Source organism: Allosphingosinicella sp. (assembly GCF_036403745.1).
Classification (GTDB): domain Bacteria; phylum Pseudomonadota; class Alphaproteobacteria; order Sphingomonadales; family Sphingomonadaceae; genus Allosphingosinicella.
Window position 1 is genome coordinate 1 of record NZ_DASWQI010000020.1, and the last position, 19,182, is coordinate 19,182.

The following is a 19,182-nucleotide window of genomic DNA, read 5'->3' on the forward strand; positions in this document are numbered from 1 at the left end:
AGGGGGCCGTCGAGATGGAAAGTGGTTTCAAGGGCCCATGCGCGGCAACTATCACACCTTCCGCGCTGTCCTCGACGGTCAGCCCGGCTTCTTCGAGGCTGGAGAGGATCGACGGCATCGTGTCCCGCCGCGCCCCGACCAATTCGAGCGACCCGCCGGTAATCCCCGCCGCACAGGCATAGCTTCCCGCCTCGATCCGGTCGGCCATCACCGAATAGGTCGCGCCGTGGAGGCGGCCGACGCCCTCGATGGTCAGCGTGTCGGTCCTGAGGCCGTCGATCTTCGCGCCCATCGCGATCAGGCATTTGGCGAGGTCGGTGATCTCCGGCTCGCGCGCCGCATTCTCGATGATTGTCGTGCCCTTGGCGAGGACGGCGGCCATCAGCGCATTCTCGGTCGCACCGACCGAGACGAGGGGGAAGCGGATCGTGCCGCCCTTGAGCCCCCCCGCCGGCGCCTTGGCGCGGACATAGCCCGAGGCGATCTCCAACTCGGCGCCCAAAGCCTCCAGCGCCTTCAGATGCAGGTCGACCGGCCGCATGCCGATCGCGCAGCCGCCGGGCAGCGACACCGTCGCCTCGCCGGCCCGTGCGACGAGCGGGCCGAGCACCAGCACCGAAGCGCGCATCTTGCGGACGATGTCGTACGGCGCGACGCTGGAGGTGAGGTTCGCGGCCCTGAGCGTCATCACCCGCCCGAACTCGTCGCGCTTCGACCCTTCGATGGTGGTCGAGACGCCGAGCTGGTTGAGCAAATGCCCGAAGCTGTCGACGTCGGCCAGGCGCGGCAAATTCCTGAGCGTCAGCGGCTCGTCGGTGAGCAAGGCGCAGGGGAGGAGGGTCAGCGCGGCATTCTTCGCCCCGGAAATGGGAATGCGGCCGTGGAGGGGCTTGCCCCCCCGGATAACGATGCGGTCCATGACGCGCGCTTTACCCTTTCACGGCGCGCGCGCAAGCGAGGTGGGCTTGGGAGCTAGGACATCTCCTGCCAACGTTCGAGCCGGTAGATCCGCTCGCCGTCGAAGAAGACGTTCCACTCTTCGAAGGCGGGAGAATAGCCGGCGTCATGCTGGACGGGGAGCACGTTCATATGGCTGTCATGGGCGGTGTCGTCGATCCAGGCGTCCGACCAGACCGATCGCGAGACCGCGGCGCCGAAGATCCATCGCGGCGCGGGCCGCGCCTTGTGGCCGAAATCCTTGGGATCGAGCCAGGGAGGCTTTTCGTCGAGTTTGCCATTGGACGTCCGCAGCGACTCGAAGAAAGCGGGAAGCGCGGCGCGCGCGACGGGCGTGCCGTGGTCGATGAGCAGCGGCGGCCCGTAGGCGAGGAAGCCGGCAACGTCGCCGGCGTTGAACAGGGCGAGGATCTTCAGGAATTCGCCCCGCGCCGCCTGCGTGTCGGTCGCGCGCGATCCGCGCGCGGCGGCGGTCATGAACGGTAGCGCGAGCGTCAGGCCGAGCAGGGTGCGGCGATGGATCATTGACGAGCCTCCGGGGCATCTGAGCATCTTTGGCCGGGGGGGGCAACCGGTCGTGGGCGGACGGCGGCAGAGGGCGTGTGCGCGCCTTCACCCGAACACCCCGTGCAGGTACCAGCTGAGGTCGCCTGTCGCGGGGTCGACGCCGTCGCCGCGGCGGTAGAGCCAGAAGCGGGCGCCGGCTTCGTCCTCGACCTGGAAATAGTCGCGCACGGCCTCGGCCTCGCCGGCGCGGCGCCACCATTCGCCGTGGATCCGTTCGGGCCCGTCGGCACGGACGATGCGGTAGCCGCGGCCGCGCCAGGTGAAGCGCCGCGGCGGCTGGTCGGGAAGGAGGGCGACGACATTCTCGACCCGCTCGGGCGGCGAGAGCAGGCAGACCGGGCGGGGCCAGGCCGGCCATTCCGCCGCGGGGGCGAGCGGGGCGACGCGGGCGACGCTGCGCTCGGGGACGTCGCTCTCGCGCGCGCTCCAGCGGTAGAGGCGGCGGGCGCCGAGCCGGCCGGCGAGCCGGTCGACCAGCGGCGCGAGGTCGGGCGCGGGTGTCTCCCCGGTCAGCACCCCCTCGATCGCCTCGGCGCGGAGCGGCTCGCAGCGGCCGGCGACGAGGCGCATCGTCTCGATGCCGAAGCCGGGGTCGATCGCCTCGATCTTCATCGCGAGGAGGCGGTGGAGGTGCTTCGCGTCGCGCGTCGGGCGCGAGGTGCCGATGGCGATCCGCTCGGTGCGGCCGTCGACGCGGTCGCAGAAGAGGGTGAGGGCGCGGGCGGCGAGGCCGGCTTTCTCGAGGCCAGAGAGGAGATCGGCGAGGAGCCGCGCCAGCCCCTCCTCGATCGCCTCCGCCGTCACCAGCGGCTCGAAGAGGCGGAGGGTGGCAGAGGGCGGTGTTTCCGGCACGACCGGCTCGATCGCCTCGGCGGCACGGCCCAGCGCCTGGTCGAGGCGGGCGAGCAGCGTCTTGCCGAAGCGGCGGCCGAGCGGCCCGCGCGGCAGGCCGATCAGCTCGCCGACATTTTCCAGGCCGACGCGGCGGGCGGTGGCGAGCGCCGCTTCGTCGAGACGCAGGCAGGCGAGGGGAAGGGGGGCGATTGCGTCTGCCTCGCCGCCTGGGGGGCAGAGGGTGAGCGCGCTGCGGCCGTAGCGGGCGAGGGCGTGGGCGGCGCCCAATGTCCCGGCGACGGCGATGCGGGCGGTGAAGCCGGCGCGGGCGCAGAAAGCGAGGATGCGCCGGCACATCTGTTCCTCGCCGCCGAACAAATGCGCGACGCCGGTGAGATCGAGGAACAGCCCGTCCGCGCCCGAGACGCAGGCGCGCGGCGTCCAGCGCCGGGCGGCGAGGAGGGCGAGCCGCTCCAGCACCGCCTGGTCGGCTTGCGCATCGTGATCGGCGACGTCGAGCTCGGGCACGATGGCGCGGGCGTGGGTGACGGCCATGCCCGGCTCGAGGCCGAGCGCGCGGGCTTGCCGCGAGGCTGCGGCGACGAGGACGCGGTTGCCGATGCGCTGGGCGAGGAGGAGGGGAAGCTGTGCCTCCCCATCGCCAGATGGGGAGGGGGACCACCCGAAGGGTGGTGGAGGGGTGATGGGATGACGGTTCGTGATTCGCGCGCGAACCTCGGCTTCCGCGCCTTTTACCCCTCCACCGCCATTCTGGCGGTCCCCCTCCCCATGGCGATGCCTTGGGGAGGCAAAAGCTACCTCCGCGGCTTCCGTCCTGCGCCCAAGCTCGCGCACCGTCGGCCGTTGATGGGGCGGCAGCGCCTCCTCCTCCCGCGCCCAGCGCGCGCCGGGGCGCCAATGCCCCTCGCGCGGGCACGAGCAGGCGGGGCGGGCTTGTTCCTCCCCGTGCGGAGCATGGGGAGGGGGACCACCGGCACGGTGGTGGAGGGGTAGCTGCACCGCAGTCGGAGGACCGGTCGCGGATCCGCGGAAGGCGGCGCCTTTCACCCCTCCACCAGCTTCGCCGACGGCTGCTTCGCAGCCGGCTCCGGCTCTCGGCAGTCCCCCGGACTGCCGACCCGCCTGCACCCCCCTCCCCATCCTAGCGGATGGGGAGGCACTAAGCCGCCTTTCTCTCCGCACCCGCTCGATGCGCAGCTCCGGCAGGAAGAGCGAGGCGAGCCTCGGCATTTGCAGCCTCCAATATCCAGTCATGGGGTTCGCCGCCGCGCTGGCGGGCGAGGGCGACGTGCCAGCGGGCGCGGCCGATGCCGGCGGCGGGGAGCGGCGCCGAGGGTGCGCTCGCGATCCGCCAGCGGGTGACGGCGGCGGACGGGGCGGCGAGCGGATCCTCGTCCGCCTTGCGCCGGCGGCGCAGCAGCAACGCCGGCGTCCCGCCTTCCTCGGCGGCGAGCTGGAGGCGGCGGGTGGCGGCCATCGGCACGCGCCGCGCCTCGCCGACGATTGCGGCGAGGCCGCCATGGCGCAGCCCCTCCTCCATCACCGCCAGCACATCCTCGTCGCGCCCGCATTCCGCATAGAGCAGGCGGTTGGGCTTGAGCCCCGCCCCGGCCAGGCCCGGCGCGAACAGGTCGCGCCGGCCGAGCGCCCACAGCACCGGCCCGTCGCGCCGCGCCGCGATAGCGGCCAAGAACAGGGTCGCCGCCGCTTCGTCGGGAAGCCCGCCGCGCGCCGCCGCCGCCTCGTGCAGCGCCGCCACGGCGAGGCCGCCGTCCGCCAGCCGCCCATCGACAGCGTCGATCCCGAACGGCAGGACGGCCCCCGCGCCGCGCCCCGCCGGTGATTCGAGCGCCTGCACCGCCGCGCGGAGCGACGCCATCGTCTCGATACGGGCGGTTTCAGGGTTCATGCGACTCGCGACTCGTGTGTTCCATTTATGTTCCGCCGATGCGCCCGCAGAGTCAAGTCGCGTCCTCCACTGGCCGTTCCCGTCCCGAGCCGCTAAAGCCGGTCGCGGTGTCAACGAATGCGATCCAGGCCGCCGCCCCCGCGCGGGCGCCCCAGGCTCAGGCCAAACGAAGCTGGCAGCCCTTCCGGCTCGGCCAACAGCCCTTCTTCGCCGACAAGAACCGCGCCTTCTGGATCCTCCAGTCGCTCGGCTGGGCAGGTTATTTCGTGCTGCGGACCCTGTCCGGCATCGCCAATTCGATGGGCTGGAGCTTCGTCCTCCACACCGCTTTGCTCACCGCCACCGGCTATTCGATCACCCTCCTCATGGGCGCGATCTACCGCCGCCTGATCCGCATCCGGCCGGTTTTGACCTGGCTGCTCTCGGTGCTGCTCGTGATCCTCGCCGCCGCCGCCTTCTCGGCGATCGAGACGTGGAGCTGGGCGACCTTCCTCAGCCCCGGCTCGCACCCGCAGGGGGTGCAGTTCTTCGGCTCGATCGTCCTCACCTTCTCGCTGCTCGTCGCCTGGTCGGCGCTCTATTATTCGATCAACTATTATCTCCTCCTCGAGGAGCAGAGCGACCGCCTGCTGCGGCTGGAGAGCCAGGCGAGCCACGCCCAGCTCGCCATGCTGCGCTATCAGCTGAACCCCCACTTCCTGTTCAACACCCTGAACTCCATATCCACCCTCGTGCTCCTGAAACAAACCGACCAGGCCAATGCGATGCTGTCGCGCCTGTCCTCGTTCCTGCGCTACACCCTGGTCAACGAACCGACCGCGCAAGTGACGCTGGCGCAGGAGGTGGAGACGCTGAAGCTCTATCTCGAGATCGAGAAGATGCGCTTCGAGGACAGGCTGCGGCCGAAATTCTACATTGAAGCCGCCGCCGCCGGGGCGCGCTTGCCCTCGCTGCTCCTCCAGCCCCTGGTCGAGAATGCGATCAAATATGCGGTGACGCCGCAGGAGGAGGGGGCCGACATCAAGGTCGTCGCCCGCCGCGTCGCCGATCGGGTGATCATCGAGGTTGACGACACCGGCCCGGGCTCCGAGGACGTGTGGGTGAAGGCGCAGCAGTCCACCGGCGTCGGTCTGGCGAACATTCGGGACCGTCTGTCGCAAGCCTATGGCGCCGACCATCGTTTCGAGACGGAATCGAACAAGCAGGGGGGCTTTAGCGTTACCATCGAGATTCCCTACCAGTCCGAACCTGCCGAGGAGCCGAAATGACCATCCGCACGATTCTCGTGGATGACGAACCGCTTGCGATTCAGGGGCTGCGTCTGCGCCTCGAAAAGCATGAGGACGTCGAGATCGTCGAGACCTGCTCGAACGGCCGCGAGGCGATCCGCGCGATCAAGACCAACAAGCCGGACCTCGTCTTTCTCGACATCCAGATGCCGGGCTTCGACGGTTTCTCGGTGATCCAGGGCCTGATGGAGGTGGAGCCGCCGCTCTTCGTCTTCGTCACCGCTTATTCCGACCATGCCATCCGCGCCTTCGAAGCGCAGGCGGTCGATTATCTGATGAAGCCGGTGGAGGAGGACCGCCTCGCCGACACGCTCGACCGGGTGCGGCTGCGCCTCCAGGAAAAGCGCAGCGCCGAGGAAGCCGGCAAATTGAAGGAAGTGCTCGCCGAAGTGGCGCCGGACGCGATGGACAATGTCGCGCCGAGCGACGACACGCCGCTCTCCAACCGCTACGAGAAGCTCATCAACATCAAGGACCGCGGCCAGATCTTCCGGGTCGACGTCGATTCGATCGAGAAGATCGACGCGGCCGGCGATTATATGTGCATCTACACCGGCGACAACACGCTGATCCTGCGCGAGACGATGAAGGATCTGGAGAAGCGCCTCGACCCGCGCCGCTTCCAGCGCGTGCACCGCTCCTGCATCGTCAACCTCGACCAGGTCCGCCAGGTGAAGCCGCACACCAACGGCGAGTGCTTCCTGGTGCTGGAGAGCGGCAGCCAGGTGAAGGTGTCGCGCTCGTACCGGGACGTGGTGGCGCGCTTCGTACACTGAGCGACGGCCGCTTCAGAGTCTGCCCCCCAGTCCCTGGATCAACCCAGGGCGCTCGAGTCCGGCACCACGTCGAACGCGACGCTGATCCGGTCCGCGTCGAGGCCGCTCGGGATCGTGCGGTGCTCGTAGTGCGACGGGGAGAGGAGCAGCATGCCCTCGCGCGGCACGTAGCGCAGCGGCGGCGCCAGATCGGGGAAGGCCTCGGCGATCGCTCGAGGCGGCCCGAACTCGATGCACCCGGCGCCGTCGCGGCCTATCCCCGCCGGCACGCGCACATAATAGACGCCGGTCAGCCAGCCGCCGGGGTGGATATGCCGTTCCTCATAGTCGCCGCCGTGCTGGATGAGGCCCCAGGGGCGCAGCCGCGCGGCGCCCGGGCGTGCCGCCGGCCACGGATCCGGTCCGTCCAGCGGCGCGGGGGAATAGTCGGCGACCGCGTCCTGGAGCCGCTCGATCAGCGCCCCGATCAACGCGGGGCGGCGACCGGAGAAGAGATTGTCGACCCGGCTGCTGCCGCGATTGGCATCCTCCTGCTCGGCGAAGCGCGTGACCCGGTTCGGGTTGGAGAGGATTTCCTCGGCCAGCGCGTCGTTGAAGGCGCCGACGCTCGCGAAGCCGGGCGGTGCGTCCAGGTCGATGGCGACGATCCGTTCGCGCAGGGGCAGCAGGCGCCGGGCCGCCACAGTCTCACCGAGGAGCGCCAGCGCCCAGGCCCAATTGTAGAGGAGCTGGGCATTGGCCGCGCCGCGCGCCGCGAGCTGTTCGCAGAGCGCGGCCGTCTCGCCGTGGCGACCCTCCCGCCGCAGCAGCCGGCAGAGCATGCGGCAGGCCTGCGGATCGTCGGGCCGCGCGTCGAGCACGGCGCGCAACTCGCGCTCGGCGCCGGCCGCGTCTCCTGCCGCGAGCAGCGCGCTTCCGCGCTCGAAACAAGGGCGATCGACTGGCGCGAGAATCGCGAGCGCTTCGTCGTGGCGGTGGAGGAGGTTGCAACAGCGGGCGAGGAGTGCGCGGACTTCGGGGGTGCCGCCGCCGAGGCGCACCGCCTCCCCGAGGCTTTCCGCCGCCTCGGGATAATCGTGACGGTCGTAGCGGAAATAGCCGAGCTTGGCGTGGAGCAGCGGATTGTCCGGCGCGCGGGCGAGCGCCTGCGTGAGCAGCGCCTCCATCGCCGCCGGCGCCGCGACATCGTCGGGAAGGGGAGGGCCCCAGAGCATGGCGCGAGAGGTGGCACATCCCCGCGCCGCCGACAACGCGTCCGGCGTGGACGCGCGGCGGCGCCTGCCATAATCCACCGCTTATGAACGCCGCCGTTTCCGCAGCCGTATGACCGTGCTCGCCGTCCATTGGGACCGTCGCGGCGGTGCCGGGGCGGCGAATTGCGAAGCGATGCTCCGCGCGCAATGGCCGCGAGCCGCCGTGCGAAGCGTCGCTGCGGACGGAGCGATCGGCCTCGACGTCGCCACGGCCGAGGCGGGTGCGGCGGGGCTCGCTCACGGCGCGGGCGGCCGTCTCATTCTCGCCGCGGATGCCCGCATCGACGGCCGCGCCGATCTCGTCCGGCAGCTCGGCCTCGACGCCGCGCAGAGCCGCGACCTTGGCGATGCCGCGTTGATGATGCTGTGCTTCGAGAAGTGGGGCGCCGAGGCGGTCGATGCTTTCGTCGGCGACTACGCCCTCGCCCTCTGGGACGGGGGGTCGGGGAGCTTGCTGCTGGCGCGGGACATATCGGGGCAGCGGCCGCTCCACTTTCACGCGGCCTCGCACCGCGTCGCCGCGGCGAGCATGGCCAAAGGCCTCCATGCCCTCGACTGGATCCCGCGCGGCGTCCACGAGCGGCGCATGCTGGAGACCCTCGCCGGCCTGCCGCACGAGGGAAGCTCGACCTTTTTCCGCGGCATCGAGCGGGTGGAGCCGGGCCAGGCCCTGACGCTGACGGCCGGCGGCCGCTCGGCGCGCGCCGTCTGGGTCCCGCCGCGGACGCCCTTGCGCTTCTCCAGCCTGGGCGAGTGCGCGGAGGCGCTCCGGGACGCGCTCGATACGGCGGTCGCGGATCGGCTGCGGGGCGCGGGCGCCGTCCTTGGCACCCATCTCAGCGCCGGGCTCGACAGCTCCGCCGTCGCGACGTCGGCGGCCCGGCAGTTCGGCGGGCGCGTGGTCGCCTTCACCGCGGTGCCTTCGCACCCGCTGCCGCCCTTGCCGGACGGCCGTTTCGGCGACGAAGGCGATTACGCGGCCGAGACTGCGTCGCTCTACCCGAACATGGCGCACCGCAGGATCGCGGCGCCGGCCCGGCTGCCGCTCGAGGATCTGGCGTGGCAGCTGCCCTTGTTCGAGCGGCCGGACCTCAACCTCCCCAATCTCGCCTGGTCCAACCGAATCAACGACGCGGCGGTGGCGGAGGGGATAAGGGTCATGCTCGTCGCCACCACCGGCAATGCGACGATCAGCTATGGCGGCGCCGAGGCGATCGAGGCCCTGCTGGTCGATGTGGGCATGGCCGGGATGCTGCCGCTCCTCGCCCAGCTGCGGCGCGCCGGCATTCCGGTGCGGACGATCCTCGGCCAGGTGGCGCGGCGGCTGCTGCCTGCCGGGGCGGTGGCCGGGATCGAGCGGCTCCGGCGCAGGCCCAGCGACCCGCGGCTCGGCGTGCTCAATCTTTCGGCGCCGGGCGCAGCGGCGGTACTGGCGCGCCACGACACTGCGGTTGCGGCCAGCGAAGCCTCGATCCCGCAGCGGCTGGGGATGATCGGCCGGCCCGATCCGGGCACCTATGCGAAGGGCGTCTACCTGCACTGGGGCCTCGAGCTTTGCGATCCGACCGCCGACCGGCGCGTCGTTGACCTGTGTCTGCAGATGCCGCCGGCATTGCATTTCAGCGGCGGCCAGTCGCGCGCGCCGATCCGGGCTGCGCTGCGCGGCCGCGTGCCTGAGAGCGTCCTCGGGGAAGGCCGCCGCGGCCTGCAGGCGGCGGACTGGTTCGCGATGCTGACCGCCGCGCGGCCGGAAGCGGCGGCGTTGCTCGACGACGTCGCAGGATGCGAGGCGGCCGGCCGGCTGGTCGACATGGCGAAGCTGCGCCGTCTGCTCGACGAATGGCCGGGGCCGGACGCCGGCTTCGGCCCGCTCGCCTATCGCTTTGGGCTGCTGAGGGGGCTGTCGGCCGGCCACTTCGTCCGGATCAATTCGCCCGATGCACCGGCGGGGATCGATTGACCGGCACGGGTTTCGATCATAGACCTTGCGGAACGGCATAACGACCAGGAGACCGCCAGGTGGCACGAGATCGCACGCACGAGGCCCAGGCCCATTCCTGCACGGCCCAGGGCCGCAAGACATGGGCCCGCCCTGTGTGCCGTCGGCTGCGCGCCGGTCTCGCCGAGAGCCGGCCGGGAGTCAGTGTCCAGGACGCTACGCTGGAGACGATCGGCTCCTGACCGGGAGCGATTTTTTTTGCGGTCGCGTCTCGGAGATTGGCTCGTCCGGAGGAGGAGGCAGGGTGACCGACAAGGCCCGCGCCTTCGCCGCGCTCCACCGCCCCGGCGCGCCGCTGATCCTCTTCAATGTCTGGGACGCCGGCACCGCCCGGGCGGTCGCCGAGGCCGGAGCGCCCGCGCTCGCGACCGGCAGCTGGTCGGTGGCCGCGGCGCAGGGTTTCACCGACGCAGAGTCGCTGCCGCTCGACCTCGCCATCGCCAATGCCGAGCGGGTGGTGCGGGCGGTGGAGGTGCCGGTCAGCATCGACTTCGAGGGCGGCTACGCGGTCGAGCCCGACCGTCTCGCCAGCAACATGAAGCGGCTCGCAGCCACGGGCGCGGTCGGCTGCAATTTCGAGGACCAGGTGATCGGCGGCGAGGGCATCCACCCGCTCGCCCTCCAGTGCGAGCGCATTCGCGCCGCCCGCGCCGCCGCCGGCCCAGATTTCTTCCTCAACGCCCGCACGGACATCTTCCTGAAGGCGCCGCGCGAAACGCACGACGCCGCCATGGTCGAGCAGGCGCTGGAGCGGGGCCGCGCCTATGCCGAGGCGGGGGCGAGCGGCTTCTTCGTCCCCGGCCTTGCCGATCTCGACCTGCTCGGCCGCGTCTGCGAGGGCTCGCCGCTGCCGGTCAACTTCATGGCCTTTCCCGGTGCACCGTCCACGGCTGAGGTCTCCGCGGCGGGGGTGGCGCGGATCAGCCACGGCCCCTTCCCCTATCGGGCGATGCTGAACGCGCTTAAGCAGGCGGCGGAGGTGGTCTATGGCTGAAGTGACGGGGCTGGGCGGCGTCTTCTACAAGGTGGAGGACCCGGCCAAGACGAAGGCCTGGTATCAGGAGATGCTCGGCGTCGGCGGCGAATGGGGCATCATGTTCCCTTATTCGGCAGCGCCGGACGGCTTCGGCATCGTCTCCACCTTCGACAGCGGCAGCGGCTATTTCGCCCCGAGCAACAAGCCGTTCATGATCAACCTGCGCGTCGACGACCTCGAGGCCTTTGTTGGCGAGCTTCAGGCCAAGGGCATCGAGATCCTCGGCCGCCAGGACGAATCCTACGGCCGCTTCGCCTGGATCCTCGACTGCGACGGCATCAAGCTTGAGCTGTTCGAACAGATTGGCGGCGCGCCCTAGGCGCAGGCCTCACAGCTCCGGCTGGTGGACGAACACTTCGGGCGGGGCGAAGGCGCGCTCGGCCTCCAGGGCGGCGATGATCCAGTCGCGGAAGGCGCGGATCTTGGCGCGGCCTCTCTTGTGCTCGGGATAGACCAGCCAGTGCGCCCGCGGCTCGCAGGCGATGAGGCCGAAGGGCTGGACGAGGCGACCGGAGGCGAGCTCGGCCTTCCAAAACATCGGCGTCAGCATGCCGAGGCTGTGGCCCGCCATCGCCGCCTGCCCCTCCGTCGCCTGCGAATCGAGGCGGATGCCGGGGAGCGCCTCCTCGGGCGCTGTCACGCCGGCCCGCTTCAGCCACAGCGGCCACCATTCGTCGTCGGGCGTCAGCCGCGGCACCGCCAGCACGTCCGCCGGCTCGCGAAGGCAGTGCCGGTCGCGGAATTCGGGCGTGCACATCGGCGTGAAATGGTGGTGGAAGAGGAAGTGGGCGCGCAGCCCGGGCCAGTTCCCCGCGCCCATGCGAATGGCGACGTCGGCTTCCGCGCGCGCGAAATCGACGAGGCCGTTGCTGGTCTGGAGGCGCACCGCCAGCTCCGGCCGGGCGATCTGGAAGGCGCCGAGGTGGCCGGCCAGCCAGTTCGACGCGAAGGTCTGTGCGGTGCTGATGACCAGCACGCTCTCATCCTCGTCGACGAGGTCGGCGAAGCCCTCGCCGATCCGGTCGAAGGCGTCGCTCACCACCGGCGCCAGCCGCCGCCCCGCCTCCGACAACGTCACCCGCCGCTTCGAGCGCACGAACAGCGGCACGCCGAGCCGGTCCTCGAGCAGCCTGATCTGATAGCTGACCGCCGCCTGGGTGAGGCCCAGCTCTCCCGCGGCGAGGGTGAAATTCTCGTGCCGCGCCGCCGCCTCGAAGGCACGGACGGCGGCAAGGGGCGGCAGGCGTCGCATCGCTGCATATCATAAGCTGAGCTTGTTACCTCTGTCATCCGTTTAGTTGGACGGTGCCGCGCTCCTCCTCCTATTTTTGCGTCACCGACCGGCGGTTGCCGGCCGCAGACAGGAAAGGAGTGATAAAATGCGCGATGCTATGGAAGCCCGGATGTGGGCGGAGCACGGCCACGCTTTCTCCGATGCGGTGGCCGCAATCCTCGCCGCCGCCTGGGCGGCGATGAAGGTCCTCAACCGGATCGAGTTCGACGCGCCGTGGCAGCATGGCGGCGATCACGCCTGATCCTCAACCAAACACCGACCAGGGAGAATGACAATGTACGGACTGAACCTGAAGTTTGCCGGGCTGGCGATCGCCGCCGCCCTCACCGTCACCGGCGGCGGTGTCGCGGCGGTCACCACGCCCGCCCATGCAGCGGGGCTTGCCGCCCCGGCGGTGGTCGCCGCCACGGTGCGCTACGACGATCTCAACCTGCGCAGCGTAGCGGGCATCGAGCGGCTCAACGCCCGCATCCGCGCCGCGGCCGACCGGCTCTGCATCGTGCCGGGGGTGAAGGGTCTCGACGCCAGCCTCGCCGGCTTCGAGTGCCGGGATGCTCTCGTCGCCGCCGCGGACAGCCGGGTGCGCACCATCGTCGCCGGCCGGGATTATGCGGAGACCGGCGTCGTCACCCTTGCGCGCGGCCGGTAACCGCCCCCTCCGCCGCGCCAATCGAGCGAGCGCTCCCCCGTCCCGGGAGCGCTCGCTCGAACCTTTCCGCGGGGACGCCGCCGGTCTAGACCCAGCGCCGTGATCCTCACCCGCCTTGCCCTCGCCCTTGCCGGGGCGCTAGCCGTTCCCGCGATGACCGCGCCAACCACGCCACCGCCGCCGACTGCCGACGGCCTGCTCAAATGGCCGGACCTCCTCCAGCGGCCCCGTCCCGAGCCCGACGCGACCGTCCATTACGGCCCAGGCTCGCTCCAGATCGCCGACGTCTGGCTGCCGAAGGGCGGCAAGCGCCACCCGGTGGTGCTGATGGTCCATGGCGGCTGCTGGCAAAGCGACGTCGCCGATCGCCGCATCATGAACTGGATCGCCGACGATCTCCGTAAACGGGGCATCGCCGTCTGGAACATCGACTATCGCGGCGTCGACCGCGATGGCGGCGGCTATCCAGGCACGTTCGCCGATGTCGCGGCTGCGGCCGATGCGCTCCAGGCGCACGCCGCGGAGTACAGGCTCGACACCTCTCATGTGATCGCGGTCGGGCATTCCGCGGGCGGCCATCTTGCACTCTGGCTTGCGGCGCGCACCGATCGTTCCCTCGCGCCCTTCGCCATCCACCTCGCCGTGTTCGCTCCATCTGCGCAACAAGCATCCCTCGCAGCATTGGCGGAGGTCCTGGAGCCGCTGGTGCGGTCACCGGATAAGGAAAGCAGTGCCGGCCACGGCCGGTTTACCGCAACCTTCCGGTTCCCTGCGGGCACCGACGCCGACGCGGCGCTGGAGGAGGTCCGAAGGGCTCTGCCGGAATTCGATCGCCACTTGCCGGCCGGCGCCTCGGAACCGGAGCTTGCACTCTTCCGCCTCCCGCCGGAAACGCCGCTCCGCGCGGACCGCCCGCTGCAAATATGGGCGGTCGTCGCATCCGGGGCGCTGCCGGATCTCAGGCTGACGCAGGTCCCTCCCGGAACGGGCTGCGGGCTGGAGGCGGTGCCGAAGCTGGTTGGAACCCCGACAGCCGAGCGGAGCGACGTGTTCCAGGATACGTCGGCTGCCGAACTGCCGCGGATATACGCCCGCCAGATCCTGGTGAACGGCGAGAACGACAAGATCGTGCCGCTAAGCTTCGCCGGCGCCTACCGCGCCCGCCGCGCCGAACGAGGCGAGGAGGTCCGGCTGGAGACGGTGCCGCGCACCGGCCACGTCGAGCTGATCGCTCCCGAGAGCGAAGCGTGGCGGCGGCAGGTCGCGCTGATCGAGGAGATCCTCCACGAAAAGCCGATCAAGGTGAGGCTCGATGTCGCCAAGCCTTGATGAAGTACGCGCGATGGACGCGGCGGACCCGCTCCGCGCGTGCCGCGAGCGCTTCTTCCTGCCCGAAGGGGTGATCTACCTCGACGGCAATTCCTTGGGCGTGCTGCCCATGGCCACGATGGGGCGGCAGCGCGAGGTGGTCGAGAGCGAATGGGGCGAGGAGCTGATCCGCAGCTGGAACAGCCGCGGCTGGATCGAGGCGCCGCAGCGCGTCGGGGCGAAGATCGCGCCGCTGATCGGCGCCAAGGCCAATGAGGTGATCGTCGCCGATTCAACCTCGGTGAACCTGTTCAAGCTGATCGTCGCCGCCGCCGCTTTGGCGCCGGACCGGCCGGTGCTGCTGTCGGAAGCCGGCAATTTCCACACCGACCTCCACATCGCCAGCGGCGCGGCCGAGCTTGCCCGCCTCCGGCTCGATATTGCCCCGCGGGGGGAAATCGAGGCGCGGCTGGGGGCGGACACCAACCTACTCCTCCTCACCCACGTCCACTTCAAGGCCGGCTTCCGCTTCGACATGGCCGAGATGACCGCCAGGGCACGCGCCGTGGGTGCGCGGGTGATCTGGGACCTCAGCCACAGCGCCGGCGCTGTGCCGCTTGATTTGAACGGCAGCGGGGCGGAACTGGCCGTCGGCTGCGGCTATAAATATCTGAACGGAGGCCCCGGGGCGCCGTCCTTCCTGTACGTCGCGGAGAGCCTCCAGGAGCGCCTGATGAGCCCTTTGCGGGGCTGGATGGGCCACGCCGCCCCCTTCGCGTTCACGGACGATTACAGGCCCGCCCCCGGCATCGCGCGCTTCCTCGCCGGCACGCCGCCGATCCTCGGCCTCGCCGCGCTCGAATGCGGGGTCGAGGCGTTCGCCGGCGCGCCGGTCGATCGGCTCTGGGCGAAGTCGATCCGCCTGTTCGACCTGTTCGCCGCCCTCGTCGAGGCGCATTGCCCGGCGCTTACCTGCATCTCCCCGCGCGAGCCCGAGCGGCGCGGCAGCCACATCTCCTTTGCCCACCCCCACGCGTTCGAGATCTGCCAGGCGCTGATCGCCGACGGCGTCATCGGCGATTTCCGCGCACCCGACGTGATCCGCTTCGGCCTCACGCCGCTCTATCTCGGCTTCGAGGATATATGGGAGGCCGTGCAGCGCATGCGCTCGATCCTCGACAGCGGGCGCTGGCGCGAACCCCGCTTCGCGGTGCGCGGCAAGGTCACCTGAGCTATTCCCCCTTGTGTGTTATGTGAATAACACACATGATGCGGTCATGGCCCGGGCGAGTCGCTCGTCCGGAGAAGTGGGGAGACCAGAAAATGAAGACCAGGATCGTGCTCGCGGCGGCGGCGGCCGCCATCTCGTTGGGCGGTGTCGCTTATGCCGCGGGGCCCGATGCCCCGCTCATCCCGCGCGAGAAACTGTTTGGCAATCCGAGCCGCGCCGCAGGGCGGCTCTCGCCGGACGGGAAATATTTCTCATGGATCGCGCCGCGCGACGGGGTGCTCAACATCTGGGTCGCGCCGGCGGGGAACATGGCGGCGGCGAAGGCGCTCTCCGCCGAGACCAAGCGCCCGATCCGCTCCTATTTCTGGTCTCCGGACAGCCGCCAGATCCTCTACATCAACGATCATGGCGGCGACGAGAATTTCCAGCTCTACGCGGTCGATGCGGCTTCCGGCGCCCAGCGCTCGCTGACCCCGTTCGACAAGACGCGGGTCGAGGTCGTCGCCATCTCGAACCATGTCAAGGACCGGATGCTGGTCGGCCTCAACAACCGCGATCCCAAGTGGCACGACGTCTACAGCCTCGATTTCGCCACCGGCAAGCTGACGCCGGTGATGACCAACGAGGGCGGCTATGCGAGCTTCCTCGCCGACGACCAACTCAACCTGCGGATCGCCGCCAAGGCCAGGCCGGACGGCGGCAGCGACTATTTCCGGATCGCGAACGGCAAGGTTGAGGCGCAGCCGTTCGAGCAGGTCGCGCTCGAGGATAGCCAGACCACCCAGCCCGCCGATTTCACCGCCGACGGCAAGACCCTTTACTGGGTCGACAGCCGCGGCCGGAACACGGCGGCGATCTTCGCGCAGGACGTTGCAACGGGGAAGAAGACGATCGTCGGCGAGGATGCACGTGCCGACGTGAGCGGCGGCCTCGGCGACCCCGCCACCGGCCGCATCCAGGCCTATGCCGTCAATTACCTGCGCAACGAGTGGGTGCCGGTCGGCACGGCCATCAAGGCCGATCTCGACTTCCTCAAGGCGAAGCTGCCGGGCCAATTCTCGATCGTCTCGCGCACCGACGCCGACGACAAATGGGTGGTGGCGGTCGATCCGGTGACCGCTCCGTCCTCGGCCTGGCTCTACGATCGCAAGGCTAAGTCGCTCACCCAACTCTACGTCGGCCGTCCCGAGCTTTCGGGCGCCACGCTGGCGCCGATGCGGGCGGTCGAGATCCGCACCCGCGATGGGCTGACCATGGTGTCCTACCTGACGCTGCCGCCCGGCACGCCCGTCGACGCCGCGGGACGCCCGACGCACCCGGTGCCGATGGTGCTGGTGCCGCACGGGGGCCCTTGGGGCCGCGACAATTACGGCTATAACGGCACCGCCCAATGGCTCGCCAACCGCGGCTATGCGGTGCTGATGCCGAACTTCCGGGCCTCCACCGGCTTCGGCAAGAAGTTCATCTCGGCCGGCGATCTGGAATGGGGCCGCAGGATGCACGACGACCTCCTCGACGCGGTCGGCTGGGCGGTGGCGAACGGCGTCACGAAGCCGGATACGGTGGCGATCATGGGCGGCTCCTACGGCGGCTATGCGACGCTCGCCGCGCTCGCCTTCACGCCGGACAAGTTCGCGTGCGGAGTGGACATAGTGGGCCCTTCCAACCTCAACACATTGATGAAGACGATCCCGCCTTATTGGGAGGCGATCCGCGCCCAATTCTACAAGCGCATGGGAGATCCGACCACGCCGGAAGGGCTGGCGATGCTCAAGGAGCGCTCGCCTTTGTTCAAGGCGGACCAGATCCGCCGGCCCCTGCTCATCGGCCAGGGCGCCAACGATCCGCGGGTCAACGTCAACGAGTCGCAGCAGATCGTCGATGCCCTGAAGGCGAAGGGCATTCCCGTCACCTATGTCGTCTTTCCCGACGAGGGCCACGGCTTCGCGCGGCCGCAGAACAACATCGCCTTCAACGCGGTGGCGGAGAACTTCCTCGCCAAATGCCTCGGCGGCCGCGCCGAGCCGATCGGCGCCGCCTTGAAGCCCTCCAGCGCCCAAATCGCCTACGGCGCCGAGTTCGCGCCCGGCCTCAAGGAAGCGCTGGGCCAATAACCGCCGCCTCCTCTCCCCTCCCGAATTTCCGGGAGGGGCCGGGGGTGGGCTCTTGCCGGTCCAGCATTGCCTCTTCCCCTGCTCGAACCTGTAATGTAACAATATTACATCTACAGAGGGAGAGCGTGTCATGCGGTATTACGTCCTGCTCCTTGCGGCACTGACGGCCGGGTGCGGCAGCCAGGTCGTGCATCGCGCCGCCGCCGACCTTCGCACCCTCAACGTTGAGGAGCCGCCGCCGCCCGCAATGGTAGCCCCCGCTGCGGCGGACAGGGGGGAGGGCGTCGGCCAGTCCGCGACCGCGGCCGCGCCGCAGATCGCCTATAGCTACTCGCTCGGCTACCGCCTCGACCGCGATCAGGTCCCCTCCGTCCAGCAGCGCCACGTCGCCCTGTGCGACAGGCTCGGCGCCGCGCGGTGTCGCATCGCTTCGATGAGCCGCGACGCCGGCGATGACACTGTCTCGGACGCAGCGCTCGTCCTCATCGTCGAGGCGCGGCTGGCGCGCGCGATCGAGGATCGCCTCGACGCCGCGGTCGCCGGGGCCGGCGGCAGCATGTCGAGCCGCGGCGTCGAGGCCGAGGACCTGTCGAAGAAGATTGTCGACACCGCCGCCAAGGTTCGCGGCAAGGAAGCGCTTTCGCAGCGCCTTCTCGCCCTGATCCAGAAGCGGGACGGCAAGGTCGGCGAACTGGTGGAGGCCGAACGCGCTTATGCGCAGGCGCAGGAGGAGCTGGATTCCGCACGTTCGTGGCTCGCCGAATTGCGCGGTCGCGTCGCGATGTCGAAGGTCGAGATCCACTATCAGGGCAGTGCGCCCGCCGTGAGCAGCGCGTGGCGGCCGTTGCGCGACGCCTTCGGGTCGGCCGGCGAGGTGCTGGGCGCCAGCGTGGCGCGGCTCGTGACGGTGGCTCTTGCGGTGATGCCATGGGCGCTCGTCCTGGCACTGATGGTCTGGCTCATGCGACGCCGTGGTTGGCGGCTGCGGCTTCCCCGCTTGCGCCGGGCACCTGCCGCCTGAGACCTGCCCCGCCGCGTTGCGCGGGGCCGCCCCTTCCACTATAGGCTGCGGCCTCCGCCCCGCCCGCGCGTCCCGCCAAGGGGGCGATGCGCCGGGGCGCACCTTTTTACCGAGCCGGAGCCGCCATGTCCCGCCGCCGCCAGATTTACGAAGGCAAGGCCAAGATCCTCTACGAGGGTCCGGAACCGGGCACGCTCATCCAATATTTCAAGGACGACGCGACTGCCTTCAACGCCCAGAAGCGCGGCACCATCTCCGGCAAGGGCGTGCTCAACAACCGCATCTCCGAGCACCTCTTCACCCTGCTCGGCCAGATCGGCATCCCCACCCACTTCATCCGCCGCCTGAACATGCGCGAGCAGCTGATCCGCCAGGTCGAGATCATCCCCATCGAGGTGGTGGTGCGCAACGTCGCTGCCGGCACGCTCTCCAAGCGGCTCGGCATCGAGGAGGGGACGCCGCTCCCGCGCGCGATCATCGAATATTATTACAAGGACGATGCGCTCGGCGACCCGATGATCGCCGACGAGCATATCGCCTGCTTCGGGTGGGCGAGCCAGGAGGAGATGAACGACATCGCGGACATGGCGGTCCGCGTGAACGACTTCCTCTGCGGCCTGTTCGCGGCGATCCACATCCGTCTCGTCGACTTTAAACTGGAGTTCGGCCGGCTGTGGGAGAATGACTATGCCCGCACCATCCTCGCCGACGAAATCAGCCCCGACGGCTGCCGGCTGTGGGACATGACCACCAACGAAAAGCTCGACAAGGACCGCTTCCGCCGCGATCTCGGCGGCGAGGCGGAGGCTTACCAGGAGGTCGCGCGGCGGCTCGGCCTGCTCCCCGAAGGCGACACGAATTCGGTCCTCGACCTCGACCAGCACCGGCAAAAAAGGGGCAAGTGATCGCCGGCCCCCGCTTGCA

The 19,182-nt window shown here is 69.9% G+C and carries 18 protein-coding genes; 12 read left to right on the forward strand and 6 right to left on the reverse strand.

The window, feature by feature from the left end; genetic code table 11:
• The 4 genes from VGC56_RS02575 to VGC56_RS02590 form a co-directional block, all read right to left on the reverse strand.
• Positions 1 to 919: UDP-N-acetylglucosamine 1-carboxyvinyltransferase (locus VGC56_RS02575; RefSeq protein ID WP_464123056.1), on the reverse strand; the 919-nt coding region annotated here is incomplete at its 3' end.
• Positions 920 to 972: 53 nt separating this feature from the next.
• The gene (locus tag VGC56_RS02580) at positions 973 to 1,482 is read right to left on the reverse strand and encodes a hypothetical protein (protein ID WP_464123057.1); all 510 of its coding nucleotides are present in this window, start codon (positions 1,480 to 1,482) and stop codon (positions 973 to 975) included.
• A gap of 87 nt (positions 1,483 to 1,569) precedes the next feature.
• Positions 1,570 to 3,213: a DUF6504 family protein gene (locus tag VGC56_RS02585; protein WP_464123059.1), complete on the reverse strand. Its 1,644-nt coding sequence runs from the start codon at positions 3,211 to 3,213 to the stop codon at positions 1,570 to 1,572.
• A gap of 325 nt (positions 3,214 to 3,538) precedes the next feature.
• On the reverse strand, positions 3,539 to 4,288 hold the full coding sequence (locus VGC56_RS02590; RefSeq protein WP_464123060.1) for an ImuA family protein: 750 nt from the start codon (positions 4,286 to 4,288) through the stop codon (positions 3,539 to 3,541).
• Between the two features lie 233 nt (positions 4,289 to 4,521).
• Here VGC56_RS02590 and VGC56_RS02595 point away from each other — a divergent pair, with 233 nt between their 5' ends.
• Both VGC56_RS02595 and VGC56_RS02600 read left to right on the forward strand, forming a co-directional pair.
• Entirely contained in the window at positions 4,522 to 5,556 is a 1,035-nt protein-coding gene (locus VGC56_RS02595) for a sensor histidine kinase (RefSeq protein WP_464123094.1), read from the forward strand.
• On the forward strand, positions 5,553 to 6,353 hold the full coding sequence (locus tag VGC56_RS02600; protein WP_464123062.1) for a LytR/AlgR family response regulator transcription factor: 801 nt from the start codon (positions 5,553 to 5,555) through the stop codon (positions 6,351 to 6,353). The genes VGC56_RS02595 and VGC56_RS02600 overlap by 4 nt, the downstream gene beginning before the upstream one ends.
• 38 nt (positions 6,354 to 6,391) lie before the next feature.
• Here the strand turns inward: VGC56_RS02600 and VGC56_RS02605 are convergent, their stop codons facing one another.
• Positions 6,392 to 7,567, reverse strand: coding sequence for a 2OG-Fe(II) oxygenase family protein (locus VGC56_RS02605; protein ID WP_464123063.1), 1,176 nt, complete (start codon positions 7,565 to 7,567; stop codon positions 6,392 to 6,394).
• A 109-nt stretch (positions 7,568 to 7,676) separates the two neighbouring features.
• Between VGC56_RS02605 and VGC56_RS02610 the strand changes: the two genes are divergently transcribed.
• From VGC56_RS02610 to VGC56_RS02620, 3 genes are all read left to right on the forward strand, one after another.
• Positions 7,677 to 9,566 carry an asparagine synthase-related protein gene (locus VGC56_RS02610; RefSeq protein ID WP_464123064.1) on the forward strand — a complete coding sequence of 630 codons (1,890 nt, stop codon included), beginning with the start codon at positions 7,677 to 7,679 and terminating at the stop codon, positions 9,564 to 9,566.
• 283 nt (positions 9,567 to 9,849) lie between these two features.
• Entirely contained in the window at positions 9,850 to 10,599 is a 750-nt protein-coding gene (locus tag VGC56_RS02615) for an isocitrate lyase/PEP mutase family protein (protein WP_464123066.1), read from the forward strand.
• Positions 10,592 to 10,960, forward strand: coding sequence for a VOC family protein (locus tag VGC56_RS02620; protein ID WP_464123067.1), 369 nt, complete (start codon positions 10,592 to 10,594; stop codon positions 10,958 to 10,960). The genes VGC56_RS02615 and VGC56_RS02620 overlap by 8 nt, the downstream gene beginning before the upstream one ends.
• A gap of 9 nt (positions 10,961 to 10,969) precedes the next feature.
• Here VGC56_RS02620 and VGC56_RS02625 read toward each other — a convergent pair whose 3' ends face one another.
• Entirely contained in the window at positions 10,970 to 11,893 is a 924-nt protein-coding gene (locus VGC56_RS02625; RefSeq protein ID WP_464123069.1) for a LysR substrate-binding domain-containing protein, read from the reverse strand.
• A 127-nt stretch (positions 11,894 to 12,020) separates the two neighbouring features.
• Between VGC56_RS02625 and VGC56_RS02630 the strand changes: the two genes are divergently transcribed.
• From VGC56_RS02630 to purC, 7 genes are all read left to right on the forward strand, one after another.
• Positions 12,021 to 12,176 (forward strand): hypothetical protein, encoded by a 156-nt coding sequence (locus VGC56_RS02630; protein WP_464123070.1) that lies wholly within the window; start codon positions 12,021 to 12,023, stop codon positions 12,174 to 12,176.
• A 33-nt stretch (positions 12,177 to 12,209) separates the two neighbouring features.
• Positions 12,210 to 12,584 (forward strand): UrcA family protein, encoded by a 375-nt coding sequence (locus VGC56_RS02635; protein ID WP_464123072.1) that lies wholly within the window; start codon positions 12,210 to 12,212, stop codon positions 12,582 to 12,584.
• Between the two features lie 99 nt (positions 12,585 to 12,683).
• Positions 12,684 to 13,913: an alpha/beta hydrolase family protein gene (locus tag VGC56_RS02640; protein WP_464123073.1), complete on the forward strand. Its 1,230-nt coding sequence runs from the start codon at positions 12,684 to 12,686 to the stop codon at positions 13,911 to 13,913.
• Complete coding sequence (kynU, locus tag VGC56_RS02645; RefSeq protein ID WP_464123075.1) at positions 13,897 to 15,123, forward strand: kynureninase; 1,227 nt, start codon at positions 13,897 to 13,899, stop codon at positions 15,121 to 15,123. Before VGC56_RS02640 ends, kynU begins: the two co-directional genes overlap by 17 nt.
• A gap of 92 nt (positions 15,124 to 15,215) precedes the next feature.
• On the forward strand, positions 15,216 to 17,237 hold the full coding sequence (locus VGC56_RS02650) for a S9 family peptidase (RefSeq protein WP_464123076.1): 2,022 nt from the start codon (positions 15,216 to 15,218) through the stop codon (positions 17,235 to 17,237).
• A 130-nt stretch (positions 17,238 to 17,367) separates the two neighbouring features.
• Positions 17,368 to 18,258, forward strand: a complete 891-nt coding sequence (locus VGC56_RS02655) for a DUF4349 domain-containing protein (RefSeq protein ID WP_464123078.1) — start codon at positions 17,368 to 17,370, stop codon at positions 18,256 to 18,258.
• A 125-nt stretch (positions 18,259 to 18,383) separates the two neighbouring features.
• Positions 18,384 to 19,163: a phosphoribosylaminoimidazolesuccinocarboxamide synthase gene (gene purC, locus VGC56_RS02660; protein WP_464123080.1), complete on the forward strand. Its 780-nt coding sequence runs from the start codon at positions 18,384 to 18,386 to the stop codon at positions 19,161 to 19,163.
• Positions 19,164 to 19,182 lie beyond the last annotated feature (19 nt).

Excerpts from the sequence above, each read along its gene's own strand:
- VGC56_RS02620 (WP_464123067.1), top strand. The coding sequence starts at position 10,592 with ATGGCTGAAGTGACGGGGCTGGGCGGCGTCTTCTACAAGGTGGAGGAC.
- VGC56_RS02650 (WP_464123076.1), top strand. The coding sequence starts at position 15,216 with ATGAAGACCAGGATCGTGCTCGCGGCGGCGGCGGCCGCCATCTCGTTG.
- VGC56_RS02655 (WP_464123078.1), top strand. The coding sequence starts at position 17,368 with ATGCGGTATTACGTCCTGCTCCTTGCGGCACTGACGGCCGGGTGCGGC.
- kynU (WP_464123075.1), top strand. The coding sequence starts at position 13,897 with ATGTCGCCAAGCCTTGATGAAGTACGCGCGATGGACGCGGCGGACCCG.
- VGC56_RS02590 (WP_464123060.1), bottom strand. The coding sequence starts at position 4,288 with ATGAACCCTGAAACCGCCCGTATCGAGACGATGGCGTCGCTCCGCGCG.
- VGC56_RS02630 (WP_464123070.1), top strand. The coding sequence starts at position 12,021 with ATGCGCGATGCTATGGAAGCCCGGATGTGGGCGGAGCACGGCCACGCT.
- VGC56_RS02625 (WP_464123069.1), bottom strand. The coding sequence starts at position 11,893 with ATGCGACGCCTGCCGCCCCTTGCCGCCGTCCGTGCCTTCGAGGCGGCG.
- VGC56_RS02600 (WP_464123062.1), top strand. The coding sequence starts at position 5,553 with ATGACCATCCGCACGATTCTCGTGGATGACGAACCGCTTGCGATTCAG.
- VGC56_RS02635 (WP_464123072.1), top strand. The coding sequence starts at position 12,210 with ATGTACGGACTGAACCTGAAGTTTGCCGGGCTGGCGATCGCCGCCGCC.
- purC (WP_464123080.1), top strand. The coding sequence starts at position 18,384 with ATGTCCCGCCGCCGCCAGATTTACGAAGGCAAGGCCAAGATCCTCTAC.
- VGC56_RS02610 (WP_464123064.1), top strand. The coding sequence starts at position 7,677 with ATGACCGTGCTCGCCGTCCATTGGGACCGTCGCGGCGGTGCCGGGGCG.
- VGC56_RS02580 (WP_464123057.1), bottom strand. The coding sequence starts at position 1,482 with ATGATCCATCGCCGCACCCTGCTCGGCCTGACGCTCGCGCTACCGTTC.
- VGC56_RS02605 (WP_464123063.1), bottom strand. The coding sequence starts at position 7,567 with ATGCTCTGGGGCCCTCCCCTTCCCGACGATGTCGCGGCGCCGGCGGCG.